Here is a 26007-nt window from a genome sequence, read left to right as displayed (position 1 = left end):
CTACATTCCGACGTCCGTGGTGCGGAGAAAATCCCGCACCACCGTAACGAGCCCGTTGAGCGGCTGGTCGTCGCGGTAGATGGGAACAACGCCGCGTACCCGATCGTAAAGCGTTCGGGTACCGACAGCCTTGCCGCCGGCACCGGGCTGCATGTCATAGGCTTGTGCGGCAGCCATGACCTCGATGGCGAGAACGGTTTCGAGATTGGTGAGGATGGCGAGCGCCTTGTCGGCGGCCGGAGTGGCGTGGGTGAGGATATCTTCCTGCAGCGCCGAGGTGATGCCGCCGTCCAGGCTGGCGGGGGCGGCGAGGCGGCGGTTTTCCGCGACGAGCGCCGCGGCCGTATACTGGATGATCATGAAGCCCGAGGCGACGCCGCTGCCTTCCGCGAGGAAGGCGGGCAGGCCGCTGACGAGTGGATTGACGAGCCGGTCGATGCGCCGTTCGGAAATGGCGGCAAGCTCCGCCGCCGCTATGCCCAGCGCATCCATGGCAAGGCCGAGTGCGGCCCCGACGGCGTGGGCCTGCGAATGAACTTCCGGCGACTCCGGCGTGCCCGCGACGATGGGGTTGTCCGTGACGCTGGCAAGCTCGCGGCTCACCACGTCTGCGACCTGGGCGAGGCTGTCGCGCACGGCGCCATGCACCTGCGGCACCGCGCGCAGGCTGAGCGGATCCTGCGTGCGCGAGCCGGCGGACTGCGCGAGCAGCGGGCTTCCGGCGAGCAGGCGGCGCAGGTTCTCGCCGACCGTCCGCAGGCCGGGGGAAGTGCGCAGCGCCAGAGGCGCGGCGGCGAAGGGATCGGCTTGCGCGCCGAGATTTTCATAACTCATCGCCGCGGCGGCATCGGCCCAGCCGGCAAGGTGCGCGGCACGGGCAAGGGCGAGGCTCGCAAGGCCGGTGGCGCAGGGCGTGCCGTTGACGAGGCTGAGGCCTTCCTTGGCGCCGAGCACCAGCGGCGCACGGCCGAGTTTCTCCAGCGCCTGCCGGCCGGAAACCAGCGTGCCCTCATGGCGGGCTTCGCCCTCGCCGATCAGCACGATTCCGATGGCCGCGGCGTGCGTGAGATAGCCGACCGATCCCTTCGATGGGATGACCGGCAGGATATCGGCGTTGAGCAGCGCCAGCAGTGTCTCGACCGTCTCGATGCGCACGCCGGAATAGCCGTGGGCGAAATTGGCGATCTGCGCGGCCATCACGGCACGGGTTTCTTCCCGGCCGAGCGGTTCGCCGACGCCGCAGGCATGGCTGAGCAGGATGTTGCGGGAGAGCGCTTGCTGTTCGGGGATGTCCACGATCACGTCGCAGAGCGCGCCGACGCCCGTATTGATGCCGTAGCCGCGCACGCGCTTTTCGACGAGCGCATCGACCACCGCACGGGCGGCGGCGATGCGCTGCCATGTCTTGTCCGGCAGGGAAATCGCTGCGCCCTTGGCGACAGCGGCGATTTCCTGCCATGTCAGTGCACGATCGAGAACGATCGTTTCAGGCATGATGGGCTTCTCCTGCGCCGGTGCGGCGCTGCACGAAACGGGCGACATAGTCGTTGGCGGGGCTGTTGAGGATCTCGCTCGGCGTGCCGACCTGCACCAGCTTGCCGTCCTTGAGGATCGCGATCTGCGCGCCGATACGCAAGGCCTCGTCGAGATCGTGCGTGATGAAGACGATGGTCTTGTGCAGGTTCTTTTCGAGCTGGAGCAACTGGTCCTGCATGTCGGCGCGGATCAGCGGATCGAGCGCGGAGAAGGCCTCGTCCATCAGGATGACGTCGGTATCGGCCGCAAGCGCCCGGGCAAGGCCGACGCGCTGCTTCATGCCGCCGGAAAGCTGGTGCGGGTATTTGTTCTCATAGCCGGCGAGGCCGACCGTTTCGATCCACTTCATGCCGATAGGCGTGGAATCCGTCTTGGTGAGCCCGCGCACGCGCTGGCCGTAGACGACGTTCTGCAACACGGTGCGGTGCGGCATCAGGCCGAAATTCTGGAACACCATGCTGACGCGCCGGTTGCGGAAGTCGCGCAGTTCCTTCGGCTTGAGGTCGAGCACATTGCCGCCGTCGATGAGGATTTCTCCGCTGGTCGGCTCGATCAGCCGGTTGATGTGGCGCACCAGCGTCGACTTGCCCGAGCCGGAGAGGCCCATGATGACGAAGATGCGGCCGCCAGCGATATCGAGGCTGACATTGTCAAGGCCGACGCTGCAACCGGTCTTCGCCAGCACCTCGGACTTGTCGGCGCCCTGCTGGGTCATGGCGAGCGCCGTTTTCCAGTTGCCACCGAAAATCTTGGAAACGTTGCGGATGTTGATGTCAGTCATTGCCGCGCTCCTTTCGGCTCATCTGGCCGAAGCCCTGCGTGATGCGATCGAGCACGATCGCAAGGATGACGATGCCGAGGCCCGCTTCGAGCCCCTTGCCGACGTCGAGCGTCTGGATGCCGTTCAGGACCTGCTCGCCGAGGCCGCGCGCGCCGATCATCGAGGCGACGACGACCATGGAGAGCGCCATCATGATGGTCTGGTTGAGGCCGGCCATGATGGTGGGCGTGGCGAGCGGCAGCTCGACGCCGAAGAGGATCTGCGACGGACTGCCGCCGAAAGCGGTCGCGGCTTCCACCACCTCGCCATCCACCTGGCGGATGCCGAGATCGGTGAGGCGGATAAGCGGCGGCACGGCGTAGATGATGGTGGCGAGCACCGCCGGCACCTTGCCGAGGCCGAAGAGCATGATCGCCGGAATGAGATAGACGAAGCTCGGCATGGTCTGCATGACATCGAGCACGGGAAGGGTGATGCGCCGCATAAGCTCGCTTTTTGCAAGCCAGATGCCCATGGGCACGCCGATGGCGACGGAGATGAGGCTGGCGATCAGCATCAGCGCCAGCGTCTGCATCGTCAAATCCCACAGGCCAAGCGCACCGACGGCGAAAAGCATGACCGCGACCGTGACGACAAGGGAAATCTTCTTCGACGCGAACCAGGCGAGCGCCAGGAAGACGATGAAGACGGCCCACCAGGGAAGGCCGCGCAGGATCCACTCCACGAAGAGGATGGCCTGAAGGAGCGTGTGCGAGATCGCCTTGAAGACGAAACCGTAATTCACCACCAGCGACTGCACGAAGTCGTTGATGGGGCCTCGAATGGAAATATGGAAAGCTTCAGGAAACATCGGTGACACCTCGCACGCCCGCCACCCTCCCGGTAGCCGGCCCCTGTCCTGACGGGAAAAGGCTGCACGCGGACGCTCCGCGTGCAGCCTTGCGATTACTTGACGGCCGCTTCGATGCGCGCCTTCGCATCCGCCGAGACCCACCCACCCCAGACGTCTGCCTTGGTCTGGAGGAAGTTCTTCGCGGCGGCGACGGCATCGACCTTCTGGTCGGTCATGTAGGCGAGGCTGGCATTGACTTCTTCCAGCGGGAAGGTCGCCTTTTCGAGGATTTCCATGATCTCGGGCGCCTCGCCGGCAAATGTGCTGTTGACGCCATAGGCGACCTCGACGGAGGGGAAGGCGCAGCCGGCCTCGCGCTTGCCGTCGGCACTGGTCAGTTCCTTCCAGCAGGCTTCGCTATAGGCAGGCTCTTCGAGCTGGACGAGCTTGTACTTGCCCATGATCGCCGTCGGGCTCCAGTAGTAGAAGAGCATCGGCTCCTGCTGGAGGTAGGCGGCGGCAATCGCCGCGTCGAGCGCGGTGCCCGTGCCGGGACGGAAGTTCACATAGCTCTCGCCGAGCTTGTAGGCCGCAAGCTTGGCGGTGTTGACACCCTCGCAGGTCCAGCCCGACGGGCAATTCAGGAAGCGGCCCTTGGTCGGCTCTTCCGGATCCTTGAACAGTTCGACGAATTTCGGGTCGGAAAGCTGCTCGACGCTCTTGAGATCCGGTGCCTTCGCCCCGTCGCCCTTGACGAGATATTCCGGCACGAACCAGCCTTCCGCCGCGCCCACGAAGGTCTTGCCGACCGATTTCACCTGGCCCGCTTCGGCAGCCTTGTTCCAGACGTCGGAACGGCCGATCCATTCTTCGGCGAAGATCTGCACGTCGTTGTTGGCCGTCGCCTGCTCCAGCGTCACGGAGTTGCCGGGGATGGAATCGACCTTGCAGTCGTAACCCTTGGAGAGGATTTCCTTCATGACCTCGGTGATGAAGGCGCCGCTTTCCCAATCGATGCCGGCAAAGGTGACGGTCTTGCCGTCGCCGCAATAGGAGGCCTCGGCCGTGCCGGCGGAAGCGCCGACAAGGGCTGCGGCGGCGAGAAGTGCGTATTTCAGTTTGGAATTCAGCATGTCAGTTCCCCTTTTTTGAATGATGCGACGTTGAAAACCAGAAATATGAGAGACTGTCGGGGCAGCCATCATGTCATGCGTAGTCTCCGATAAGTTCACTATACAACTTGTATAGGCAAATGTGTGATACGCGGCGGCGGCAAAGCGCGTCCGGCGGCGACATGGAGTGTCGCATCTGCAACCATGCCCGGCACGGACGCTGTAGCTTGTAAAGGCCTGTTTGCCTGTTTTGCGGCGATAGTGCTGATGCTTCGGGTGTTTCGCATGCTCCGAGCCCACCCGCCTTCCGGCTGGGTCATTGCGCCTGATGCAATGGGGAGACAAGTCATGGCCGACATCCCAAGTTGTATATGGAACATTGCAGAGTTCCAGTAGACAATCAAGTGGCCAGAAGGAAAAATCTATGCTTACTTTCGTCGAAGAGAGATTGTAACAGATGCTGATCTCAATGCAGGGAGCCGTGGTCATGCCGCACGAAGAGACCGGCCTTTCGGCGAGAGGCGCGAAGGACCGCGGCGCGCCGATCTACGAGCGTATGAAAACCGAGATCCGGACGCGCATCGAAACCGGCGAATGGCCGGTCAATCATCGTATCCCGTCGGAGAACGAACTGGTGGAAACGCTCGGCGTCAGCCGCATGACGGCGAACCGCGCGCTTCGGGAACTGGCCAATGAAGGCGTCATCACGCGTGTGCAGGGCAGGGGCTCGTTCGTCGCGCCGAAGAAGCGCAGCGCCCCGGTCCTCGGCGTGCGCAACATCGCCGACGAGATTATCGAACGCGGCTCGGTCCACCGTACGGAACTGATCCTCGCCCAGAGCGAGATCTGCAGCCATGAGCTGGCGGCTGCGCTGGAGCTGAATGTGGGCGCCCAGTCCTTCCACTCGGTCATGGTGCATCACGAGGATGACGTACCGATCCAGCTTGAGGATCGTTTCGTCAATCCCGCCGTCGCGCCCGATTATCTGGAGCAGGACTTTTCCCGCACGACGCCCAATGCGTTTCTCACGAGCATCGCGCCGATTGCCCGGACGGAGCAGTTCATCGAAGCTGTGCTGCCGCAGCCCTGGGAATGCAAGGTGCTGGCGATCGCCCGCTCCGAACCGTGCATCCTCATCCGCCGCCGCACCTGGTCGCAGGACCGAGTGGTGACGTCCGTGCGCCTGCTCTATCCCGGCTCGCGCTATCGTTTGCAGAGCAATTTTTGAGCTTGGGTGAGCAGTCGCTGCCCGAAGCCGGCTTTGCGCCGGAAGTGGTGGAGGTTGTCAGCGGGTTGTCCAGCCACGATGTCGCTGTTCCGCCAGCAGGAAGATTGCCAGTATGCAGCACAGCAGGCCGAGGACGAATGGCAGCCCCTGGTGACCGATGAGATGCATCGCCAATCCCGTCGCGGGTGAGCCGGCGATGCCGCCGACGCCCCAAAACAAGGCGAACGCCGCGTTGCCGGCGATCAGGGCTCGTCCCCGGAAACGCTCGCCGAGCTGGATCAGCGCCATGGTGTAGAGCCCGAACGACACTCCGCCCCAGAGGAAGGCGACCGGCCAGAGCAGCCAGGTGTCGAAGACCGCCTGCAGCAGGAGGCAGCCGGCGAGGGAAGCCAAAGTACAGAACAGCATGGTTCGCGCCGAGCCAAGCCGCTCGGCCATGCGCCCGAGCACGACCTGCAGCAAGGCATTGCCTGCGACGAAACAGGTGATGAGCGTCGCGATGCGCCGTTCGGTGCTGCCGAGCGCCGCGCCATAGACCGCGAGCAGGGTCAGCAGGGTCTGCTCGAAAGAGGCGGCGACGAAAACGGCGAGCAGGAGAAGTGGCGCCAGCGCGAAAAAACCGCCGACCGATACCGCCTCGCCTTCCTGCGGCATCTTCGGCAGGCGCGGCACGACCGCAAGCACGATCGGGCCGCACAGGAGGAAGGCCGCGATGCCGATCATGAAAGGCAGCCAACCCTCGGTTCCGACCAGATGGAGCGAAAGCGGGCCGAGGGCGAAACCACCGGAAACGAGCGACGAATAGAGGCCCATGATACGCCCGCGGCGTTCGGCGGGCGTGATTGCGACCAGCCAGGTTTCGCTGATCACGGAAAGCGGATTGGCGAAGACGCCGAGCAGGAAGCGCAGCGGCATCCAGGCCCGGATGTCCTGTGTCCAGGCGATGGCGATCAAGGTGAGCGCGGCGAGGATCGAACACAGGATCGCCAGCCGTGCGGCGCCGACACGCCTTGCCAGCACCGGAATCAAGGGGGCGGAGACGATGAAACCCAGCGGCGTCATTGCCGCCGACAGGCCGATCAGGCCGGGCGTGGTGCCTTGCCGCTCGAGAATGAAGCTGAGCAGCGGATAGGTTAGCCCCTGTGCCACCGCGAAGACCGTGACAGTCGCTATGATGCCCGCCATCGCGCCCCACGGGATGGGCCTGCCCCGCACCGGTATCGTGTCTTCCGAAATCATGCAGACCTCCCGCTGGACGTCGAAGAGGATGGATTCTGCGCGATGGGGTAGCCGCCCGTCCTTAAGTGCTTCCAAAAAGTTCTCAAAAGCATGCGAACCGACTATAGATGCGCCCATGCAGGGATCGCGTTTTGCCTTTGGTCCGTTCGTGCTTGATCCAGGGGTGGGAACGCTTGTTCGGAACGATGAGCCCGTTGCCATCGGTCATCGCGGCTTGAGGCTGCTTGCGGCGCTCGTCGGGCGGCCCGGTGAAATTCTGGGCAAGGCCGAATTGATGGATGCGGCCTGGCCGGGCATGGCGGTCGAGGAAGGCAATCTTACCGTTCAGATCGCGCAGCTCAGGAAACTGCTTGGCCGGGCGGTGGACGGCAGCGAGTGGATTTCGACGGTTCCGCGCGTCGGCTACCGCTTTACGAGGGCAAGCGAACGGCTCAAGGGTACGAAGAAGAAGCCTTTGCCGCCGCCCGACAAGCCATCGATCGCCGTGCTGCCCTTCGTCAATGTCGGCAACGATCCGGATCAGGAAGCCTTCGCCGACGGGTTGACCGAGGACCTGATCACCGACCTTTCCCGGATCTCCGGGCTCTTCGTCATCGCGCGCAATTCGGCCTTTGCCTACAAGGGAAAGGCGATGGACGTGCGCGCGATCGCCGAGGACCTCGGCGTGCGCTACCTGCTGGAGGGAAGTGCGCGGCGTGCCGCGGGGCGCGTGCGCATCAATGCGCAACTGGTCGATGCGGAAAGCGGCGATCATCTGTGGGCCGAGCGCTTCGATCGTGGCCTCGACGATATCTTCGCCGTTCAGGACGAGGTGACGGCCAGGATAGTGGAGGCGCTGCTCGGACGGATCCGTGCGCTGCCGCCGCGCAACCGGCCGAAAAATCTCGAAGCCCATGATCTCTGCATGCGGGCGCGCAGGCTGATGGATGATTCACCGCAGATGGCGCAGGAAGCGCATCTTATGCTCACCCGCGCGGTGTCGCTCGATCCGGACTATGCGGACGCCTGCCGCTGGCTTGCCATGAACCACTGGATGGGCTGGGTGCATTCCGGCGGACCAACGGATGAGTCCCGCAACACCGCCCTGGAACTGGCACAAAGGGCCGTGTCGCTCGATCCCGACGATGCGGGCTGCCGCTGGGTCCTGGCTTACCTGCTTGCCTATGACCGCAGATTCGCCGCGGCGGACGCGGAATTTGCCCGGGCGATCGAACTCGACCCGAACGAGGCCGACGCCTTCGCGGCGCTTTCCGACATCGCGGTGCTGGCCGGGCGTATCGAGGAGGGCCTCGAGCACATCCGCAAGGCGTTCCGGCTGAACCCGTTTCCAGCAAGCTGGTACTTTCTGGTGCTCGGCCAGGCGCAATATGCGGCCGGCGCCTACGAGGCCGCCGTCGAGACATTGCGCCGGGACGAGACCTACCGGACAAGCTCGCGGCGTTTCCTGGCGGCAAGCCTTGCCCGGATGGGTCGGCTCGATGAGGCTCGCGCCGAGGCCGAGTTGTTTCTCGTCGGCAATCCGGATTTCTCGATCCGCCACTGGGCCGAGACGGAGCCGGTCCGCGATGCGGCGACGCTTGCGCATTTCGTCGACGGCTTTCGCAAGGCTGGTCTTCCGGCGTGAGCGGACGGGATTTCCAAGAGGGCTGCGAAAACAAAGCCGGCTGCTCGACTTGATCGCCGGTCGGCACATATGGAAAGTTCAGGTGTGGCCCGGCGTGGACGGGCCGCGATTCATTTTCGTTTTGGAGACCACATGTTCAAACCCATTCTCATTGCCGTCACGCTCAATTTTGCTGTTCTGCCCGTCTTCGCGCAGGATCCGAACCAGGTCGAGGGGCACTGGTCGGGCCAGGGAGAGGGCGACCTGACGGTGGACCTCACGCATGTCCAGGACGATATCTACAAGATTTCCATCGGAACCACCGTCGCCATGGAGGGGGATATTCCGGGCTGCGGCGGCGGCATCGACGGCGAGGTGAAGCTCGACAGGAAGGGTGGCAATTTCTTCGTCGAGAACGAATCCTACGATCCGGAGTCAACGTCTCCCGGCCTCAAGGAGCGCTATTGCGAGATCGGCCTGACCTTCGCCGAAGGTCGCAAGCTGCTCTTGGAAGAGCGCAGCGGCTGCATTGGCTATCATGGCGCGGCGTGCGGGTTCACCGGTGAACTTGTCCACGACGATGCGGGTCTCTGACGGCTGCCCAATGGATAGGGGCATGGTTTCCACCGAGGCTGGCCGGGCCGTATACCGGCCTTCCTCGGTGGATGCGGTTTTTGCCTAGAGCATGTCAGGTTCAGATTGAACCAGACATGCTCTAAATTCTTTTGTTTTCGTTTGTCTTTTCGGGAAAACCGGTTCCCACTTTTCCCTGACAAACTCTAGAACTCGTCCCAACCGGCCTCGGCGGCCGGAGCGGCGCTGCCGAAGGCGCTGGCGAGCTTGCCGACCATGCGCTTGGCCGGCGAGGCGACGTGAAGCGAGGCGCCAGTGGCCACGTTCAGGTGCGAGCGGGCCGGTGCCGGTGCGAAAGTGCGGCCTGCGCCGGATGCGGCCGCGCCGCCGACCTGGAATTGGCCGACGAGCTGGCGCAGTCGGTCGGCTTCCGTCGCCAGCGATGCACTAGCCGCGGTCGACTGCTCGACCATGGCGGCGTTCTGCTGCGTCGTCTGGTCCATCTGGTTGACGGCGGCATTGACCTCGGCAAGGCCGACCGACTGTTCACGCGCCGAAAGGGCGATGGCGTCGAGCTGGGCATTGATGTCGATGACGTGCTGGTTGATCACCTTCAGCGCCTCGCCGGTCTCGGTGACGAGGCGCACGCCGCCTTCGACCTCGCCGGCGGAATGGCGGATGAGCTCCTTGATCTCCTTGGCGGCCTGGGCGGAGCGCTGGGCAAGTTCGCGCACCTCCTGCGCCACGACCGCAAAGCCCTTGCCGGCCTCGCCGGCGCGGGCAGCCTCGACGCCGGCATTCAGCGCCAGGAGGTTCGTCTGGAATGCGATCTCGTCGATGACGCCGATGATGTTGGAAATCTGGCCGGAGGACGCCTCGATGCGCTGCATGGCGGTGACAGCCTCTGAAACGATCCGCTCGGAGTGATGCGCGGAACCGTTGGCTTCGAGCGCCTTGCTGCGGGCCTCTTCGGCGCGCTTCGAAGACTGGGAGACATTGGCGGTGATCTCGTCCAGCGCCGCGGCGGTCTCCTCGAGGGCGGCCGCCTGCTGTTCGGTGCGGCGTGAGAGATCGTTGGCGGCCTGGCTCAGTTCGCGCGAGCCGCTGTCGATGGAGCCCGTCGCATCCGAGACGGCCTGCAGCGTGCTGCGGAGTTGGCCGACGGCGGCATTGAAGTCCTGGCGCAGGCTTTCGAATTCCGGCGAGAAGGACTGCATCAGCTCGCAGGCGAGATCGCCGGCAGCCATGCGCTTCAGGCCCTCGGCGAGGCCGCCGGTCGCCTGCGCCATGGCGGCGGTGCGCACGCGGTCGACCTCCTGGTTGCGCTCGCGTTCGGCTTCGGTGGCGGTGCGTTCGGCCGCCGAGGTGGCTTCGAGCGCGCGGGTGCGCAGGCCGTTGTCCTTGAAGACCTGTACGGCGCGGGCCATGCCGCCGACTTCGTCGCGCCGCCCGGTTTCGGCGATCGCGATGTCGAGATCGCCGCCGGCGAGCGTCGTCATGGTTGCCGAGAGCGTGTTCAGCGGCCGGGAAATCCAGGCGCGCACGGCGAAGAAGCCGGCGATCAGGATGACGGCGAGGCCGACGACGACACAGAGGATGGTCGTCAGGATGGTCGCCTGCGTGGTTTCGCCGAGCGCCGCATGGCGGGCTTCCGTCGCCGCGGTGATCTTGCCGATTTCGTCGGTGATCTCCGCGATGACGGCGGTGAAGGCGGGGCGGCAGGCGGCGGCGAAATCGGCCTGCGTGCGGTCGACATCCGCTTCGCCGAAGGCGACGCTCGCAGCAGCGATCAGCGGGCCGCAATTGTTGTTCAGCGCATTGAGCGCGTCGGCCTTGATGGCCTTGATCCGCGCATTGGACGGCGCGGCGGCGATTGCGGTGTCCATCTGCTTGGTGAAGAAGCCTTCGCTCAACTTCATGTCCGCGACGGCGGCCTTCTTGGCGTCCTCCTCGCGCGACAGCAGGATATCGGCAATGGCGGAACGCACGGAAACCAGGCTGCGGCTGGCGCGCGCCAGCATCAGCGTCGCCTGGGAGTCTTCCTCCAGCAGCGAGGAATAGGACGAGTCGATGAAGGATATGCGCGAGGTGCTGAACGCCGTCACGCCAGCCACGAAGAGGCCGAACGCGCAGAGAATGACGAGGAATTTGCCGATGATCGGGATATTTCGCATGAGCCGCTGCCTATCGTGGAGAAACTGACCTCGTGAATACGTGCAGATCGTTAGGTTTCGCTTAAATTTGTTCACAAATTTCGAGGGTGAAAGCCGCTGTTTTCGAGCCTTCCGCCATGGCTCTTCGTCGAGGCGCTGGGAAATCATGTGTGCGATTATGCGAGTTCGCGCCCGCATGATTGCGGGCATATGCATGCAAAGCATGGGGCATTGTGTCGACAATATCTTCCCTTTTCCTGTCATTTGCGAAATAACGAAGGCAACGGGGTCCCTTTTCGGGAACGGGTGAGGTGGACGATGGACGGAACGGCGGAAAAGCAGGGCAGCAACATTTTCGACAGGCTGGAAGCCATCATCAACCGGCTGCCGGAGCCGTTCACGCTGCTGCTGGCGCTTGCCGCGCTGACGGCGCTGGCGTCCCTCCCGCTGGCGGGAGCCGGGGTATCGCTGACCTTCTCGACGGTCGATCCCGCCACGGGACAGGCGGCCATGAAGACCGTGGCGATCGCCAACATCCTCACCGCGTCCTATTTCGCCGATCTTCTCGTGGAGTTTCCGAAGCTGCTGGTCGGCTTCCCGCCGATCGCGCTCACGCTGGTCGTGATGATGGGCATTTCGGTGGCCGAACATTCCGGCTTCCTGTCCTCGGTCATCCGGGCGCTGCTGCGCCGGGTGCCGAAATTCGCCGTCATCGCGGTCGTCTCGTTCCTGGCGATCAACGGTGACATCTTCGGCGACGCGGCGATGTTCGTGCTGATGCCGCTTGCCGCGACCCTGTTCTACCAGATGGGGCTCAATCCCTGGCTCGGCATCATCCTCGTCTTCGTCGGCAATACGGCGGGGTTCTCCGCCTCGCTCGTCATCAACCAGACGGATACGGTGCTTTCCGGCATCACCGCGAGCGTGCTGCCGCCGGACGCGGCGGCGAATGTCTCGCCGATCATGAACTGGTACTTCAACGCCTTCAGCGCCTTCACCGCGACGGCCGCCATGCTGGTCGTCACCTATTTCTTCGCGCCGTCGAAGCTGGCACCAAACCAGGTCGGCGAGCTGGAGATCGAGCCGGAAGTCGTCGACGAGGCGGCGGCCGGTCAAGGCCGTGAGGGCCGCGGCCTGCTGGCGGCCAGCATCTTCACGCTGGTCTATCTCGGCGCGATCCTCGCCATGGTCCTGCCGGAAGGCGGCGCGCTGCGCGGCGAGGGCGGGCAGATCGTGCCCAAGTCGCCCTTCATGGGCGGCATCGTCGTGCTGATCTCGCTCTATTTCGCCCTGTCGGGCATCGTCTACGGCTGGTTCGCCGGCCGGATGAAATCGCTCGGCGAGGCGGCGGAATGGATGAAGAACGGCATTTCGTCCATGTCCTACTTCCTCGTCGTCGCCGCGGCGGCGGTGATCTTCCTGAAGCTCTTCAACGACAGCCATATCGGCGAATATATCGGCAGCTACGGCGTCGTGATGCTGCAGGGCATCGAAGCCTCGCCGGGCGTCGCGATCTTCCTCTTCCTGCTGCTGGTCTCGGTATCGAACCTCTTCATCATCTCCGGCAGCGTGCTGTGGATCATGTATGCGCCGATCTTCGTGCCGCTGATGCTGGCACTCGGCTACAGCCCGGCGGCGACGCAGATGATCTATCGCATCGGCGATGCGCCGCTGAATGCCATCTGCCCGGTCAATCCCTTCCTCATCCTCGTCATTGGCCTGCTCAACAAGTGGCGGCCGAAGGGCACGGAAGCGGTGAAGGTGGGAACGCCGCTGATGCTGGCCATGCCCTATGCGCTCGCCATCCTCGGCGTCCTGGTGATCCAGCTCGTCTTCTGGGTGCTCTTCGACCTGCCGCCGGGGCCGGGCGTCACGCTGATGGCGCGGTGACCGCCATGCAGCTCCTTCGTGACGTCGTGGTTCTGGCCCTGGACGAGATGCGGCGCGACGGTGCGCGCCGCTGGCTGCGGCTTGCGGTTTCCGGCCTCGCCGGCGATGTGCGGCCGGGCCAGACCGTGTTTTTCTCCGAGGACGGCCGCCACGCGCCGCGCTGTCGCATCGCGACGGTCGAAACGGCCTCGTCCGACACGGCGGCGCTGGTCGCAAAGTTCGAACCCGACGATCTCGCACCGGACGCCGGCGATGCGCTGACGGTCTGGTCGAACGAAACGCCTGCCGTTTCCGTTGGCTCGGGATCGCTCGTCGTGACCACCCGGCCGTTCCTCTACCGCATCGCGCCCTTCGAGCAGTGTGGCGCCACGCTGCTCGTGGAAGGGGATGGCATCGACCTCTGGGACGAATTGCGCAACGGCCTTACGGAAGGAAGGGACTGGTCGTCCGTCTTCCTCGCGCTGGAGCCGGCGCGACTTCAGGCTTTCGCCGCCGCGTTTCCCGGCGCGAACCCCTATATCTTCGCCAGTATGGACATGAGCTGCGGCATCGGCGCCTGCCGGAGCTGTCATGTCAACGTGAAGGACAGCAAGGATGGTGAGGCGAGCTGTCGCCTCGGCCCGTGGTTTGCGCTTGAACGGGTGGACCTTGTGCGCCTCCGGTTCGCTTCCGCACCCTTCATTTGAGGATGGCCGGCATGGACCTTTCCGTAACCGTACCGATGGGCACCGGCAGCGTGACCTTCAAGAACCCGGTCATGACGGCTGCGGGCACCTTCGGCAACATCGTCGAATACCTGGGCGCCTTCGACATCACGCGGCTCGGTGGGGTGGTGGCGAATTCCTTCCTGCCCTGGCAGGGCGAGCCGAACCGCTGCCGGCGCTTCGCCCATACCGAGAGCGGCTATCTTTCCGCCTTCGGCATCAACAACATGACTTTGGAGCGCTTCATCGCCGAGGTGCTGCCGCGCCTGCCGGCGGAAGAGGTCCCGGTCTTCGTCAACATCAAGGCGCCGACGCGCGCCCAGCTCGTCGGGATGATCCGTGCCTGCGTGGAGAGCGGACGCATCGCCGGCGTCGAGGTCAACGGCAACTTCCCCTATGCCGGGCGGGACGAACCCTCCTACTGGGACAATCCCGACAACAACGCGGACATGTTCCGTGCGCTGTCGGACGCGGCGGAAGGCAAGGTGCTGCTCTGGTCGAAGGCGGCGACCTCGGCCAAGATGATCATCGAGGACTTCGTCTCGGCCTCCGAGCGCGGCGGGGCGGATGGAACTGTGCTGTTCAACGCCATTCCCGGCGCGCGCATCGATATCGAGCGGCGTGCCTTCGTCTGCGGCTCGACCGGTTTTGGCGGCTATTCCGGCTCGGGCGTAAAACCCTTCGCGCTCTGGCGCTGCGTGCAGGCCTCGCGCGTGGCAAGGCGCGCGGTGATCGCCTCGGGCGGCATCACGACGGCCGAGGACGTCGTGGAGTTCATCATGGCGGGCGCGCATCTGGTGCAGATCGGCGCCGCCAGCATGAGCCGGCCGGATTATTTCCCGCGCCTCCTCGACGATCTCCACGCGACGCTCGAAAGGCTCGGCGTGCGCTCGCTCGATGAAATCCGCGGCTGCGCCCGCGTCGAGGCAGCGCCGGAGGCCTGAGCGGCGCGATGCGCCGCTCGTTGGTGCGTCAGGCGTATCGCGCGACCGCCAGGTCCGTCGCGTCGATCTCCGGCTTGCGGCCGGAAACAAGATCGGCGATGACGCGAGCCGAGCCCGAGCTCATCGTCCAGCCGAGCGTGCCGTGGCCGGTATTGAGGAAGAGGCCGGCGACCTTCGTCGGGCCGATCACCGGTGTGCCGTCCGGCGTCATCGGGCGAAGGCCGGACCAGAAGCTCGCCTTCGATACGTCGCCGCCGGGGAAGAGATCGGTGACGGAATGCTGCAGCGTCAGGCGGCGCGGCTCGCCGAGATCGTTGGTATAGCCGGAGATCTCCGCCATGCCGCCGACGCGGATGCGGTCGCCGAGCCGCGTGATGGCGATCTTGTAGGTCTCGTCCATCACGGTCGATTCCGGCGCGCGCGAGGCGTCGGTGATCGGGATGGTCAGCGAATAACCCTTGACCGGATAGACCGGCAGGCGGATGCCATGCGGGCGCACGAGGAGCGGCGAGAAGCTGCCGAGCGCCACGACCACGGCGTCGGCCTGGAGTCTGCCATGCGCGGTGACGACGCCGGTGACGCGGCCGCCTTCCACGTCGAGGCCGCGGATGATGCTGCCGTAATTGAAGGCGACGCCGAGGGCCTTTGCCTTCTCCGCCAGCGCATTGGCGAACTTGAAGCAGTCGCCGGTCTCGTCCTTCGGCGTCAGCAGGCCGCCAACGATCTTCTCGCGCACATGCCTGAGAGCGGGCTCGACGCGGATGCAGCCTTTGGGGTCGAGCACTTCATAGGCGATGCCGTCGGCGGCGAGCGCTTTCACGTCCTTGGCGGAGGCGTCGAGCTGGGCCTCCGTGCGGAAGAGCTGCAGCGTGCCCTGCATGCGCTCGTCATAGGCGATGCCGGTCTCCTCGCGCAGGGCGGCAATCGAGAGGCGGCTGTAGTCGGCAAGGCGCAGCATGCGGCTCTTGTTGAGCGCGTAGCGGGCGGAGGTGCAGTTACGCAGCATCTGCGCCATCCAGGACAGCATGGCCATGTCGACCTTGGGGCGCAGGATCAGCGGCGCATGCTGCATAAACAGCCATTTCATCGCCTTCATGGGAATGCCGGGTGCGGCCCAGGGCGAGCAATAGCCGAAGGAGACCTCGCCGGCATTGGCGAAGCTGGTCTCCAGCGCCGGGCCCGGCTGGCGGTCGACGACCGTGACCTCGTGGCCCGCCCTGGCAAGCTGGTAGGCCGAGGTGACGCCGACGATGCCGGCGCCGAGAACGATGACTTTCATGATATCCTCACGGGGAAAGAAGAGAGTTCAGCGGTAGTTCCGCTCGTATCGATGGCCGAGACCCGTCAGGATCTCGTAGGAAATGGTGCCGGCGTCGCGTGCGACGTCTTCCAGCGTCTGGTGCGGACCCAGCACCTCCACCAGGCTGCCGAGCGTGAGGCGGCCTTCCGGCAAGGCGGAGACGTCGACGATGATGCTGTCCATCGAGACGCGCCCGATGATCGGCAGGCGGATGCCGTCGCAATAGACGGCGCCGCGGCCGGACAGGCTGCGCGGCAGGCCGTCCGCATAGCCGGCGGCGATGGTGGCGAGCCGCGTTTCATGCGTCGTGACATGGCTGGCGCCATAGCCGACGCGCGTGCCCGACGGCACCGTGCGTGTCTGCACCACGGCGACATCGAGGCTGACGACCGGCTCCATCGGATTGGCGCGCCCGGCGGTTGGGGCGCCGCCATAGAGCGCGACGCCGGGGCGGGCGAGCACGCCGTGATAGGCCTTGCCGAGGAAGATGCCGCCGGAATTGGCGAAGCAGGTATCGAACTGGGAAAATTCGGCTGCGATGCGGGCCATCTCGGCATGCTGGTCGCCGTTCTGCTCGCTGCCGGCATCGTCGGCGGAGGCGAGGTGGCTCATGACGAAGAGGATATCGATCCCGTTTTCCGCTTTCACGAGGTCGGCAAGCGTCGCCCGATCTTCCGGCGGCACGCCGAGCCGCGACATGCCGGTGTCGAATTGCAGTGCCGCGGGCAGGGTGCGGCCGAGCGCCTTTGCGGCGGATGCCCATTGCCGCCACTGCTCCAGTGAATTGATCACGGGCACGATGCCATCGCGCGCCGAGGCAAATTCATTGCCAAGCTGAAGGCCGTTCAGCACGAAGATGGCAGCATCGGCGGGAAGCAGCGGCCGCAGGCGCAGGGCTTCCACGAACTGGGCGACGAAGAAATGGCGGCAGCCCTGCGCATAGAGTTTCGGCACCACCCGGTCGGCGCCGAGCCCATAGGCATCCGCCTTGACGACGGCCGCCGCCTTTGCCGGGGAAACCTCAGCCGCCAGCCTTTCGTAATTGCGGGCAAGAGCCGCCAGATCGATGGTCAGATAGCCCGATGCGCCGCCCATACGGGTCGCCTCGCCCTGTCGGTTTTCCTGTGTCATGCCATCCATAGGCGATCCCCCCGCGTTTGATGGAGCCTATTGAAAGGATCACGAAATTGCTGATGAAAGAGCGCTTGATTGTTGTGTCCAGCCATGATTTTTGAAAGGAACGGCGAATTTTTGGAATGATCTGCCATGGCTGCGCTTGATGCGATCGACCGCAATATCCTTCGGCTCCTCCGGCTCGACGCGCGCATGAGCAATGCGAGCCTGGCCGCCGAGGTGGGCCTCTCGCCCTCGGCCTGCCTGCGGCGGATCAAGCTGATGGAACAGGCCGGCGTCATCCGCGGCTATACGGCGCTGGTGGACGCAGGCAATGCCGAATCCACCATCGCCGTCATCATCAACATCACGCTGGAGCGGCAGACGGAAGACCATCTCGACCGTTTCGAGGCGGCGGTGCGCAAGCATCCGGAAATCCGAGAGTGTTTCCTGATGACGGGCGGCTCGGATTACCTGCTGCGCGTCGAGGTCGCCAATGCCGGCGAGTTCGAGCGCATCCACAAGGAAATCCTCTCGGCCATGCCGGGGGTCTCGCGCATCCATTCGAGTTTTGCGATCCGCAACGTGCTGGCGACGCGGCCGAAAGGCCGGCGCTAGCCGCCGTCAGCGCTCGTACCGTAGTATTTTTCCGCGATGCCGCGGGCGGCGGTGGCCGCCTTCGCGCCGATGTCGAGCATCTTGGCCGTATCCGCGCGGGCGATCGGCGCGGCAACGGCAAGCGCCCCGGCCGGCCTTCCGTTCGGGGCGACGATCGGGGCGGCGGCGCTGATGACGCCCATTTCGAAACCCTGCCGGCAGATGGAAAAGCCCCGCTCCACGGTCTGTCCGAGAAGATCGCGCAGGGCATCGGCATCGGTGACCGTCTGCGGGGAGAAGCGCGCCAGCGGCCGCGCCAAAGCCTCGTCGATCTCGCCTTGCGGCAGGAAGGCGAGGAAGGCGAGACCCGAGGCGGTGGCGTGGAAGGGCAGGGCCGCGCCGACATCGACGATCACCCGGTGGGCCTGCGTGGAATCTTCGACATGGATGGTGGCAAGCCGCCCGCCGGAGAATTCCGAAAGGTGAACGGTCTCGCCTACCGCGTCGGCGAGCGCCTTGACGAAGGGTGCGGCCACGGCGACGAAGGGAAAGCGCGCCTGGCGGATGCGCGCAAGGCGCACGGGCGCGGCGCCCAGCCGGTATTTGCGCGTCTCGCCGTCTTGTTCCACGAAGCCGTGCTTTTCCAACTCCACGAGGAGGCGCCGCGCCGTCGCCTTGTCCAGCGCGGAAAGCCGGGCGAGGTCGGTGAGACCCGTGTCCCTGTCGAGCCTGGAAACGACGTCGAGGAGGGTCAGGGCTTTTCCGATCGTGCTCATTCGTCTCGCCTTGTCTTTTTGGTTTCGTGCCCTGCCGTGGTCAGGAATTTCCCGAGATACTTAACATGAGAAATAACTTGACGGCGGAACTGGCTTTTGCAAATCTATAATCAAAATAGAGGTTCAAATAATGAACCGCAAGCGGGTTTTGCAGTGGGAACCGCCGGGCCTTTGCGCACGGCACAGGAGGGCGCGAGCCAGTTCGGCATCGCCAGGATGGGAGCAAGATCATGACCAATGAGACCGTGCCGCCGGGCGGCGCGAACCAGTTGCGCAAGAACAGCCTCGGCGTCGGGGCCGTGACATTCCTCGTCGTCTCGGCGGCCGCGCCGCTGACGGCGGTCGCCGGCGGCGTGCCGCTGTCGATGATGCTCGGCAACGGGCCGGGCATTCCGCTGACCTTCGCCTTCGTGACGGCGGTGCTGCTGCTCTTCGCGGTCGGCTATGTCGCCATGGCCCGCCACATCAGCAATGCCGGCGCCTTCTACGCCTATACGGCGCAGGGGCTCGGCGGGCTTGCCGGTGGCGCGGCGGCTCTGATCGCGATCCTCGCCTACAATGCCATGCAGATCGGCGTCTTCGGCCTGTTCGGCGCCGCCACCGCGGGCTTCTTCGCCGGCTACGGCCTCGACCTACCCTGGTGGGTCTGGACCTATATCGGCATCGCCCTGGTCGCGGTCTTCGGCTATCGCCGGGTGGATTTTTCGGCGCGTGTGCTCGCCGTGCTGGTGGTACTCGAATATCTCGTCGTGCTGGTCATCGATGCGGCCATCCTGTTCCAGGGCGGCGACAGCGGCCTTTCTGCCGCGCCCTTCACGCCGTCCGCCTTCCTGAGCGGCACGCCGGCCATCGGCATCCTGTTCTGCTTCGCCGCCTTCATCGGCTTCGAGGCGACGACCATCTACAGCGAAGAGGCCCGCGAGCCGGAAAAGACCGTGCCGCGCGCCACCTACATCTCCGTGCTGATCATCGGCCTGTTCTACATGCTCACCTCCTGGCTGATGGTCAACGGGGCGGGCGTCGACAAGCTGGTGCCGGAAATCCAGGGCCTTGCCGATCCCACCACCTTCCTCTTCGGGCTGGCGGACCGGTATGTCGGCGGCAGCATCACCACGGTCATGAGCATCCTGTTCATCACCAGCCTGTTTGCCGGCGTCGTCGCCTTCCACAACGGGGTCGCGCGCTATCTCTACGTCGCCGGCCGCGAGGGACTGCTGCCGAAAGCGCTCGGCGTGACCCATCCGGTGTTCCAGAGCCCGCATGCCGGCTCCGTGGTGCAGACGGTGATCGCGGTCCTCGTCGTCGCGCTCTTCGCCTTCACGGGACAGGACCCGGTGCTGGCGCTGTTCTCCTGGCTCACCAATGTCGGCACGCTGGCGATCATCCTGCTGATGGCGCTGACGGCCTTTTCCATCGTCGCCTTCTTCGGCCGCAATCCCGGTCTTGAGGGCAACAAGCTGGTCACGACGGTCCTGCCGGTGCTGACGGGCCTCATTCTCCTTGCTCTTGTGGTCTATATCGCCGTGAACTTTGGCGCGCTCGCCGGGGCGGAGGGAGCACTTGCCGTATTGCTGCCCGGCCTGGTGCTGATCGCGGCAGTCATCGGCCTCTTCTGCGCCCTTCGCCTGCGGGCAGGCGATGCCGGTGCCTTCGCCCGGCTCGGCATCGGACGGGAAGTGTAAGAACAGCTTGACTGGATGACGCGCTTTTGCGCGTCATTCCTCCTTTCGAGGGAACATCATGCAGGAAAAGATCGAAGCGCTCCGCAGCCGCACCGTCCCGGCCCAGTCGCTCTTCATCGACGGCGACTGGCGGGAGGCGGCCGAGGGCGCGGTGCTGGAGGTCGTCTCGCCGATCGACGGGCGCAAGCTGACGACGATTGCCGATGCCGGGGCGGCGGATGTTGACCGGGCCGTAAAAGCCGCCCGCGCTGCATTCGAGAAAGGCCGCTGGGCAAAGTCCGCGCCCGCAGAGCGCAAGAAGGTGCTGCTCAGGATCGCCGAGCTGATCGAAAAACATGCGCTGGAGCTCGCCGTTCTCGGCGTGCGCGACAACGGCACGGAAATCTCCATGGCGCTGAAGGCCGAGCCCGGCAGCGCCGCCGGCAGCTTCCGCTATTATGGCGAGGCGATCGACAAGGTCTACGGCGAGATCGCCCCCACGGCCGGCGATATTCTCGGCCTCGTCCACCGCGAACCGGTCGGCGTCGTCGGCGCCATCGTGCCGTGGAACTTCCCGCTGATGATCGGCGCGTGGAAGATCGCGCCGGCGCTGGCCGCCGGCAATTCCGTCGTGCTGAAACCGGCCGAAGCCGCCTCGCTGACGCTGCTGCGCCTTGCCGAACTCTGCGCCGAAGCCGGGCTGCCGGAGGGCGTGTTCAACATCGTCACCGGCCGCGGCGCCGTCGCCGGCGAGGCGATGGGCCTGCACCCCGATATCGATGTGCTGGTCTTCACCGGTTCCGGCCCGGTCGGCCGGCGGCTGCTGGAATATTCGGCGCGTTCCAATCTCAAGCGCGTCTATCTGGAGCTCGGCGGCAAGTCGCCGAACGTCGTCTTTGCCGACGCGCCCGATCTCGACAAGGCGGCAAAGGTCTCGGCCTACGGCATCTTCCGCAATTCCGGGCAGGTCTGCGTCGCGGGCTCGCGCCTCCTCGTCGAGCGATCCATCGTGGAAGAATTCTCGGAGAAGGTGGCCGGCATCGCCGCGGCGATGACGGTCGGAGATCCGTTGCTGCTGACCACCGAGGCCGGGGCCGTTTCCAGCGAGGCGCAACTCGGCAAGAACCTCGCCTTCGCCGAACAGGCGCTTGCCGAGGGGGCGAGGCTGCGCACCGGCGGCAAGCGCATCCTCACGGAGACCGGCGGCTATTACATGGAGCCCACCGTCTTCGACGTGACGCCGGGCATGACGCTCGCCCGCGAAGAGGTTTTCGGGCCGATCCTCTCGATCATCCCATTCGATACCGAGGAAGACGCGCTGACGATCGCCAACGGCACCGACTACGGCCTTGCCTCGGCCGTCTGGACGTCCAATCTTTCGCGGGCGCACCGCATGGTGCGCGGCATCCGCGCGGGCGTCGTGCACGTCAATACCTATGGCGGGGCGGACAATACGGTGCCGCTCGGCGGCGTGCGCCAGTCCGGCAACGGCCATGACAAGTCGCTGCACGCGCTGGAAAAATATCTCGACCTGAAAACGGCCTGGATCCAGCTCTGAACCGGCAGGCGGGCCGTTCCGCGGCCCGCCTGCCCTGGCGCTCAGTGCATCAATGCCGCGGAAACGTAGGGCGATACTTCGAGCGTGCCGCGATAGATCATGTCGAGCGAGACATAGAGGATGATCGCGAGACCGACATAGGCGATCCAGCGGTGCCGGTTGAGCAGGTTCGCGATGAAGTTCGCGGCGATGCCCATCAGCGCGATGGAAAGCGCAAGGCCGATGATCAGAACGCTCGGATGCTCGCGCGCGGCGCCCGCGACGGCCAGCACGTTGTCGAGCGACATGGAGATATCGGCGACGACGATCTGCGTTGCGGCCTGGAAGAAAGTCTTTTTCGGGGCCCCCTCGGCCGACGAACCGTCCAGGCTTTCTTCATGGCCGCCGCTGCGCAGCTCGCGCCACATCTTCCAGCACACCCAAAGCAGCAGCAGGCCGCCAGCGAGCAAGAGGCCGATGATCGCGAGAAGATGCACCGCGACCGTCGCGAAGATGATGCGCAGCACGGTCGCCGCCACGATACCGACGAGGATCGCCTTCTTTCGCTGCTCGGGCGCAAGGCCCGCCGCCGCTAGGCCGATGACCACGGCATTGTCGCCGGCCAGAACAAGGTCGATCGCGATGACCTGCAAGAGCGCCGTCAAACCGGCTGCTGTGAAAATTTCCATGTTTTGCCACCTTCAGAAATGCTTCGGCTGTCCCCGGGGCGTACCGACGGCGCGCCACCACCATTTCGATCACTACCGCTTCACTTTCGCGTTTTGCAAGGGCGGTGGCGCCCTCCCGGCGCGATTGCACCGTCATAGCTCGATTTTCTCAGGGTTGCTGTGGCCGGGCCGGTCTTGCGCTGAAAGGTTGCTCGCTTGCAAATAGATATCGGTGCGGGCCAACGGCGGGATGGCAGTCACCGTCTTATCGATTTTTTGGTTCATTATATGAACCATAGCTTCAAATATAGACTTGCAATATATATCGCTTCCTGCCAAGTTAATTCGCATGTTAAGTATCGTCCGTTCGCCGACGCCGGAGGAGGTGTCCGATCGGAACTGGGCTTGATGAAGGTCGGCCCGGAAGGATGCCTGCAAGATAACGAGGAGGATACGGTTGATGAGCGCAAGCGCCCGTCTGCCCCGGATTGTGGTGATCGGCACCGGCGACACCAAGAGCGAGGAGCTGCTGTTCATGGCTGATGTCATCGGCAAGGCGGGCGGCATGCCGGTCATGATCGATGTCAGCATTCTCGGCGATCCGCCCTATGTGCCGGATCGTTCCCGCCACGATATCGCCGCCGCCGCTGGCACCACCATCACGGCCATTCTCGACAGCGGCGACGAGAACTCCGCCATGGCATCGATGTCGAAGGGTGCGGTGGAGATCGTGCGCGGGCTCTGCGATGCCGGAGAGGTGGATGGCATGATCGCGCTCGGCGGCTCGCTCGGCACCGATCTTGCGCTTGACGTCGCCGCCGTGCTGCCGCTCGGCGTGCCGAAGTTCATCGTCTCCACCATTGCCTATTCCCATCTCCTGCCGCCCGAGCGCATCGCGCCGGACCTGATGATGATCCTGTGGGCGGGCGGGCTCTACGGGTTGAACCCGATCTGCCGGGCGGTGCTGTCGCAAGCGGCGGGCGCCGTCGTGGGGGCGGCGAAGGCCGTCGAGAAGCCGGGCGGCGCGCGCCCGCTGATCGGCATGACCTCGCTCGGCTCCTCCTGCCTCAAATACATGAAGGTGCTGAAGCCGGAACTGGAAAAACGCGGCTATGACGTCGCGGTCTTCCACGCCACCGGCATGGGCGGGCGGGCCTACGAGGCGGTCGCAGCGCGCAGGGAGTTCGCTGCCGTCTTCGATTTCTGCATCCAGGAAGTCACCAATGCGGAAAACGGTTCGGTCGTCACCTCGGGGCCGGACCGCCTGGAAAATGCCGGCCGCGCCGGCATTCCGCAGATCGTCGCGCCCGGCGCGGTCGACATGGTGGACATGCCCGCCTGGCAGGAAACGCCCGCCCGCTTCGAGGGCCGGCCCTACCACGCCCACAACCGGCTGATCGCCTCCGTCACCGTCTCGCCGCAGCAGCGAAGGGAGGTGGCGCATATCGTGGCCGCCAAGCTGAAAAGCGCCACCGCGCCCGTTGCCTTCCTTTTGCCGGTGCAGGGCATCCAGGAGTGGGACCGGCAGGGTGAGCCGCTGCACGAGCCGGCGGCGCTCGACGCCTTCCTGGAGGAGATGCGCAAGGCGGTGCCGTCTTCGGCCGCCTTTGAAGAGGTGGATGCCCATATCAACGCCCCGGAATTCGCTCTCAGGGCGATGGAGGTCTTCGACCGCTGGGTCGCCGAGGGTATCGTCGAGAAGGGCCGCCCGGCATGACCAAAGCGCTTATCCTCGATTTCGGCGGGGTCGTCACCCGCACGCTGTTCGAAACGCACGGTATCACCGAGCGGGCGCTGGGCCTGCCCGCCGGTTCGCTCACCTGGCGCGGTCCGTTCGACCCTTCCACCGATCCGCTTTGGGTGTCGATGCAGGCGCGCGAAATCACCGAACGCGACTACTGGATGACGCGCACCCGCGAGGTCGGCGCGCTGCTCGGCGAGGACTGGACCGACATGAAGACCTTCGTGCAGCGGGCGCGCGGGGCGGATGCGGAACTGGTGCTGCGCCCCGAGGCGCGCGACGCGATCCTCAAGGCAAAGGAAGCGGGACTGAAGCTCGCCATCCTCTCCAATGAGCTCGACCTCTTCTACGGCGTGGAGTTCCGTAAGCGCTTTCCGCTCATCGAGCTTTTCGACGTGATCGTCGATGCCACCTACACGAAGATCCTGAAGCCCGATCCGCGCGCCTACGAGCAGGTGCTTGCCGAACTCGGCCTCGAGCGCGCCGACTGCGTCTTCGTCGATGACCAGAAGAAGAACATCGAGGGCGCGGCGGCCGTGAACCTTCCCCATGTGCATTTCGACGTGACCCGGCCTGCGGAAAGCTATGCGCAGGCACTCAAAATGCTTGGAATTTGAAAGGACATCCCATGCGCGATTCTAACTTCCTGATCGAGAATAACGCCCGCCACCTCTGGCATCCCATGGCGCACCCGGCCGAGATGCAGGCCAAGCCGCCGCGTATCATCAATGCGGGGGAGGGCGTCGAGGTGGTCGATATCCACGGCAACAAGGTGCTGGACGCCGTGGGCGGCCTGTGGAACGTCAATCTCGGCTATTCCTGCGAGCCGGTGAAGCAGGCGATCCGCGACCAGCTCGATGCGCTGCCCTACTATTCCACCTTCCGGGGCACGACCAATTCGCCGCTAATCGAACTGTCCTATGAACTTGCGGAATTCTTCAAGGAAGACGGGCTGACGCGCTCCTTTTTCACCTCGGGCGGCTCGGATTCGGTGGAAACGGCGCTGCGCCTCGCCCGCCAGTTCCACAAGATCAACGGCCAGCCGGAGCGCACCAAGTTCGTGGCGTTGAAAAAAGGCTATCACGGCACGCATTTCGGCGGCGCCTCGGTCAACGGCAACGCCAACTTCCGGCGCAACTACGAGCCGCTGCTGCCCGGCGTCTTCCATCTCGCCGCGCCCTATCCCTACCGCAACCCGTTCAACACGACCGACCCGGCCGAGATCGCCGCGGCCATCGCCCGCCAGTTCGAGGACGAGATCGCCTTCCAGGGCGCCGATACCATCGCGGCCTTCATCATGGAGCCGGTGCTGGGTGCGGGCGGCGTGATCGTGCCGCACGAGACCTTCATGCCGCTGATGCGCGCCATCTGCGACAGGCACGGCATCCTGCTCATCGCCGACGAGGTGATTACCGCCTTCGGCCGCACCGGCGCCTGGACCGGCTCGCGCGGCTGGGGCGTGAAACCCGATATGATGACGACCGCCAAGGCCATCACCAACGGCTACTTCCCCTTCGGCGCGGTGATGATCTGCGACAAGGTGGCGAGCGTCTTCGAGAGCAACAAGGACAGTTTCGGCGCCATCGGCCATGGCTACACCTATTCCGGCCATCCGGTCGGCGCGGCGGCGGCGCTCGCGACGCTGAAGGAGACGGCGAAAGCCAACACCGCTGCCAACGCCGCCGCCCGCGGCGTCGAACTGATGGCGGGCCTCGAAGGGCTGAAGGAAAAGCACGAGCTTGTCGGCGACGTGCGCGGCCTGGGGCTGATGGCGGCGCTGGAGCTCGTCTCCGACCATACCAGGAAGAGCCCCGCCGCCAAGGACGTGGTGCAGAGGGTCTACGACACCGCCTACGAGGCCGGCGTCATGGTCCGCACTTCCGGCGCCAATGTCATCATCTCCCCCCCGCTCGTCATCACCGCTGCCGATGTGCAGAAGATCGTCTCGGCGCTGGATGCCGGGCTTTCGGCGGCTCAGGGGTGAGGGCGATGGGCGTTGCCACCCCCCTCTGCCCTGCC

22 protein-coding genes are annotated in these 26007 nt (G+C 65.0%); 12 read left to right on the top strand and 10 right to left on the bottom strand.

Features of this window, described 5'->3' with window-relative positions; translation table 11 throughout:
* The 4 genes from Q9316_RS16375 to Q9316_RS16360 all read right to left on the bottom strand — a co-directional run bounded on the left by Q9316_RS16375 (window position 1) and on the right by Q9316_RS16360 (window position 4282).
* Window positions 1-1494 carry an HAL/PAL/TAL family ammonia-lyase gene (locus Q9316_RS16375; RefSeq protein WP_306032639.1) on the bottom strand — a complete coding sequence of 498 codons (1494 nt, stop codon included), beginning with the start codon at window positions 1492-1494 and terminating at the stop codon, window positions 1-3.
* Window positions 1487-2317, bottom strand: coding sequence for a quaternary amine ABC transporter ATP-binding protein (locus Q9316_RS16370; protein ID WP_306032638.1), 831 nt, complete (start codon window positions 2315-2317; stop codon window positions 1487-1489). The genes Q9316_RS16375 and Q9316_RS16370 overlap by 8 nt, the downstream gene beginning before the upstream one ends.
* Window positions 2310-3167: an ABC transporter permease gene (locus Q9316_RS16365; RefSeq protein WP_306032637.1), complete on the bottom strand. Its 858-nt coding sequence runs from the start codon at window positions 3165-3167 to the stop codon at window positions 2310-2312. The genes Q9316_RS16370 and Q9316_RS16365 overlap by 8 nt, the downstream gene beginning before the upstream one ends.
* Window positions 3168-3262: 95 nt before the next feature.
* Complete coding sequence (locus Q9316_RS16360) at window positions 3263-4282, bottom strand: ABC transporter substrate-binding protein (RefSeq protein ID WP_306032636.1); 1020 nt, start codon at window positions 4280-4282, stop codon at window positions 3263-3265.
* 466 nt (window positions 4283-4748) lie between these two features.
* Between Q9316_RS16360 and hutC the strand changes: the two genes are divergently transcribed.
* Window positions 4749-5489, top strand: coding sequence for a histidine utilization repressor (gene hutC / locus Q9316_RS16355; RefSeq protein ID WP_306032635.1), 741 nt, complete (start codon window positions 4749-4751; stop codon window positions 5487-5489).
* Between the two features lie 57 nt (window positions 5490-5546).
* Here the strand turns inward: hutC and Q9316_RS16350 are convergent, their stop codons facing one another.
* Window positions 5547-6728: an MFS transporter gene (locus tag Q9316_RS16350; protein ID WP_306032634.1), complete on the bottom strand. Its 1182-nt coding sequence runs from the start codon at window positions 6726-6728 to the stop codon at window positions 5547-5549.
* Between the two features lie 115 nt (window positions 6729-6843).
* Between Q9316_RS16350 and Q9316_RS16345 the strand changes: the two genes are divergently transcribed.
* Complete coding sequence (locus Q9316_RS16345; RefSeq protein ID WP_306035335.1) at window positions 6844-8352, top strand: winged helix-turn-helix domain-containing tetratricopeptide repeat protein; 1509 nt, start codon at window positions 6844-6846, stop codon at window positions 8350-8352.
* Between the two features lie 132 nt (window positions 8353-8484).
* On the top strand, window positions 8485-8925 hold the full coding sequence (locus Q9316_RS16340) for a hypothetical protein (protein WP_306032633.1): 441 nt from the start codon (window positions 8485-8487) through the stop codon (window positions 8923-8925).
* A 185-nt stretch (window positions 8926-9110) separates the two neighbouring features.
* Here Q9316_RS16340 and Q9316_RS16335 read toward each other — a convergent pair whose 3' ends face one another.
* On the bottom strand, window positions 9111-11078 hold the full coding sequence (locus Q9316_RS16335) for a methyl-accepting chemotaxis protein (protein ID WP_306032632.1): 1968 nt from the start codon (window positions 11076-11078) through the stop codon (window positions 9111-9113).
* A gap of 297 nt (window positions 11079-11375) precedes the next feature.
* On the opposite strand from Q9316_RS16335, the gene Q9316_RS16330 reads away from it, so the two are divergent.
* Genes Q9316_RS16330 through Q9316_RS16320 form a run of 3 tightly spaced genes read left to right on the top strand, consistent with a single transcriptional unit; the run spans window position 11376 to window position 14595 of the window.
* Window positions 11376-12947, top strand: a complete 1572-nt coding sequence (locus tag Q9316_RS16330) for an AbgT family transporter (RefSeq protein WP_306032631.1) — start codon at window positions 11376-11378, stop codon at window positions 12945-12947.
* Between the two features lie 5 nt (window positions 12948-12952).
* Complete coding sequence (locus tag Q9316_RS16325; RefSeq protein ID WP_306032630.1) at window positions 12953-13633, top strand: iron-sulfur cluster-binding protein; 681 nt, start codon at window positions 12953-12955, stop codon at window positions 13631-13633.
* An 11-nt stretch (window positions 13634-13644) separates the two neighbouring features.
* Window positions 13645-14595, top strand: a complete 951-nt coding sequence (locus Q9316_RS16320; protein ID WP_306032629.1) for a hypothetical protein — start codon at window positions 13645-13647, stop codon at window positions 14593-14595.
* 28 nt (window positions 14596-14623) lie between these two features.
* On the opposite strand, the gene Q9316_RS16315 is transcribed toward Q9316_RS16320, so the two are convergent.
* Window positions 14624-15874 carry a D-amino acid dehydrogenase gene (locus Q9316_RS16315; protein WP_306032628.1) on the bottom strand — a complete coding sequence of 417 codons (1251 nt, stop codon included), beginning with the start codon at window positions 15872-15874 and terminating at the stop codon, window positions 14624-14626.
* Window positions 15875-15901: 27 nt separating this feature from the next.
* Complete coding sequence (gene alr, locus Q9316_RS16310) at window positions 15902-17035, bottom strand: alanine racemase (protein ID WP_306032627.1); 1134 nt, start codon at window positions 17033-17035, stop codon at window positions 15902-15904.
* A 126-nt stretch (window positions 17036-17161) separates the two neighbouring features.
* Here alr and Q9316_RS16305 point away from each other — a divergent pair, with 126 nt between their 5' ends.
* Window positions 17162-17626, top strand: coding sequence for an Lrp/AsnC family transcriptional regulator (locus Q9316_RS16305; RefSeq protein WP_306032626.1), 465 nt, complete (start codon window positions 17162-17164; stop codon window positions 17624-17626).
* Here Q9316_RS16305 and Q9316_RS16300 read toward each other — a convergent pair.
* Window positions 17623-18381, bottom strand: a complete 759-nt coding sequence (locus Q9316_RS16300) for an IclR family transcriptional regulator (RefSeq protein WP_306032625.1) — start codon at window positions 18379-18381, stop codon at window positions 17623-17625. The two genes, Q9316_RS16305 and Q9316_RS16300, sit on opposite strands and share 4 nt — an antisense overlap.
* 230 nt (window positions 18382-18611) lie before the next feature.
* Here Q9316_RS16300 and Q9316_RS16295 point away from each other — a divergent pair, with 230 nt between their 5' ends.
* Entirely contained in the window at window positions 18612-20063 is a 1452-nt protein-coding gene (locus tag Q9316_RS16295) for an APC family permease (RefSeq protein WP_306032624.1), read from the top strand.
* Between the two features lie 58 nt (window positions 20064-20121).
* Window positions 20122-21600, top strand: a complete 1479-nt coding sequence (locus tag Q9316_RS16290; protein ID WP_306032623.1) for an aldehyde dehydrogenase — start codon at window positions 20122-20124, stop codon at window positions 21598-21600.
* 41 nt (window positions 21601-21641) lie between these two features.
* Here Q9316_RS16290 and Q9316_RS16285 read toward each other — a convergent pair whose 3' ends face one another.
* Window positions 21642-22268 (bottom strand): TerC family protein, encoded by a 627-nt coding sequence (locus tag Q9316_RS16285; RefSeq protein ID WP_306032622.1) that lies wholly within the window; start codon window positions 22266-22268, stop codon window positions 21642-21644.
* Between the two features lie 439 nt (window positions 22269-22707).
* On the opposite strand from Q9316_RS16285, the gene Q9316_RS16280 reads away from it, so the two are divergent.
* Genes Q9316_RS16280 through Q9316_RS16270 form a run of 3 tightly spaced genes read left to right on the top strand, consistent with a single transcriptional unit; the run spans window position 22708 to window position 25972 of the window.
* Complete coding sequence (locus Q9316_RS16280) at window positions 22708-23964, top strand: Tm-1-like ATP-binding domain-containing protein (protein ID WP_306032621.1); 1257 nt, start codon at window positions 22708-22710, stop codon at window positions 23962-23964.
* The gene (locus tag Q9316_RS16275) at window positions 23961-24605 is read left to right on the top strand and encodes an HAD family hydrolase (protein WP_306032620.1); all 645 of its coding nucleotides are present in this window, start codon (window positions 23961-23963) and stop codon (window positions 24603-24605) included. The genes Q9316_RS16280 and Q9316_RS16275 overlap by 4 nt, the downstream gene beginning before the upstream one ends.
* Before the next feature lie 11 nt (window positions 24606-24616).
* On the top strand, window positions 24617-25972 hold the full coding sequence (locus Q9316_RS16270) for an aspartate aminotransferase family protein (protein ID WP_306032619.1): 1356 nt from the start codon (window positions 24617-24619) through the stop codon (window positions 25970-25972).
* Window positions 25973-26007 lie beyond the last annotated feature (35 nt).

The sequence above is a fragment of the Shinella zoogloeoides genome (genome assembly GCF_030733845.1).
GTDB lineage: Bacteria > Pseudomonadota > Alphaproteobacteria > Rhizobiales > Rhizobiaceae > Shinella > Shinella zoogloeoides_C.
The sequence above is the reverse complement of the archived record's forward strand: the minus strand, read 5'-3'. Positions and strand labels throughout refer to the sequence as shown.

Bases quoted from the DNA above. Each gene is read 5' to 3' on its own strand.
- Q9316_RS16340 (WP_306032633.1), top strand. From the start codon at position 8,485: ATGTTCAAACCCATTCTCATTGCCGTCACGCTCAATTTTGCTGTTCTG.
- Q9316_RS16275 (WP_306032620.1), top strand. From the start codon at position 23,961: ATGACCAAAGCGCTTATCCTCGATTTCGGCGGGGTCGTCACCCGCACG.
- Q9316_RS16320 (WP_306032629.1), top strand. From the start codon at position 13,645: ATGGACCTTTCCGTAACCGTACCGATGGGCACCGGCAGCGTGACCTTC.
- Q9316_RS16375 (WP_306032639.1), bottom strand. From the start codon at position 1,494: ATGCCTGAAACGATCGTTCTCGATCGTGCACTGACATGGCAGGAAATC.
- Q9316_RS16330 (WP_306032631.1), top strand. From the start codon at position 11,376: ATGGACGGAACGGCGGAAAAGCAGGGCAGCAACATTTTCGACAGGCTG.
- Q9316_RS16300 (WP_306032625.1), bottom strand. From the start codon at position 18,381: ATGAGCACGATCGGAAAAGCCCTGACCCTCCTCGACGTCGTTTCCAGG.
- Q9316_RS16295 (WP_306032624.1), top strand. From the start codon at position 18,612: ATGACCAATGAGACCGTGCCGCCGGGCGGCGCGAACCAGTTGCGCAAG.
- Q9316_RS16280 (WP_306032621.1), top strand. From the start codon at position 22,708: ATGAGCGCAAGCGCCCGTCTGCCCCGGATTGTGGTGATCGGCACCGGC.
- Q9316_RS16285 (WP_306032622.1), bottom strand. From the start codon at position 22,268: ATGGAAATTTTCACAGCAGCCGGTTTGACGGCGCTCTTGCAGGTCATC.
- Q9316_RS16325 (WP_306032630.1), top strand. From the start codon at position 12,953: ATGCAGCTCCTTCGTGACGTCGTGGTTCTGGCCCTGGACGAGATGCGG.
- Q9316_RS16350 (WP_306032634.1), bottom strand. From the start codon at position 6,728: ATGATTTCGGAAGACACGATACCGGTGCGGGGCAGGCCCATCCCGTGG.
- Q9316_RS16365 (WP_306032637.1), bottom strand. From the start codon at position 3,167: ATGTTTCCTGAAGCTTTCCATATTTCCATTCGAGGCCCCATCAACGAC.
- Q9316_RS16345 (WP_306035335.1), top strand. From the start codon at position 6,844: ATGCAGGGATCGCGTTTTGCCTTTGGTCCGTTCGTGCTTGATCCAGGG.
- Q9316_RS16305 (WP_306032626.1), top strand. From the start codon at position 17,162: ATGGCTGCGCTTGATGCGATCGACCGCAATATCCTTCGGCTCCTCCGG.
- hutC (WP_306032635.1), top strand. From the start codon at position 4,749: ATGCCGCACGAAGAGACCGGCCTTTCGGCGAGAGGCGCGAAGGACCGC.
- Q9316_RS16315 (WP_306032628.1), bottom strand. From the start codon at position 15,874: ATGAAAGTCATCGTTCTCGGCGCCGGCATCGTCGGCGTCACCTCGGCC.
- Q9316_RS16290 (WP_306032623.1), top strand. From the start codon at position 20,122: ATGCAGGAAAAGATCGAAGCGCTCCGCAGCCGCACCGTCCCGGCCCAG.
- Q9316_RS16270 (WP_306032619.1), top strand. From the start codon at position 24,617: ATGCGCGATTCTAACTTCCTGATCGAGAATAACGCCCGCCACCTCTGG.
- Q9316_RS16360 (WP_306032636.1), bottom strand. From the start codon at position 4,282: ATGCTGAATTCCAAACTGAAATACGCACTTCTCGCCGCCGCAGCCCTT.
- Q9316_RS16370 (WP_306032638.1), bottom strand. From the start codon at position 2,317: ATGACTGACATCAACATCCGCAACGTTTCCAAGATTTTCGGTGGCAAC.
- alr (WP_306032627.1), bottom strand. From the start codon at position 17,035: ATGGATGGCATGACACAGGAAAACCGACAGGGCGAGGCGACCCGTATG.
- Q9316_RS16335 (WP_306032632.1), bottom strand. From the start codon at position 11,078: ATGCGAAATATCCCGATCATCGGCAAATTCCTCGTCATTCTCTGCGCG.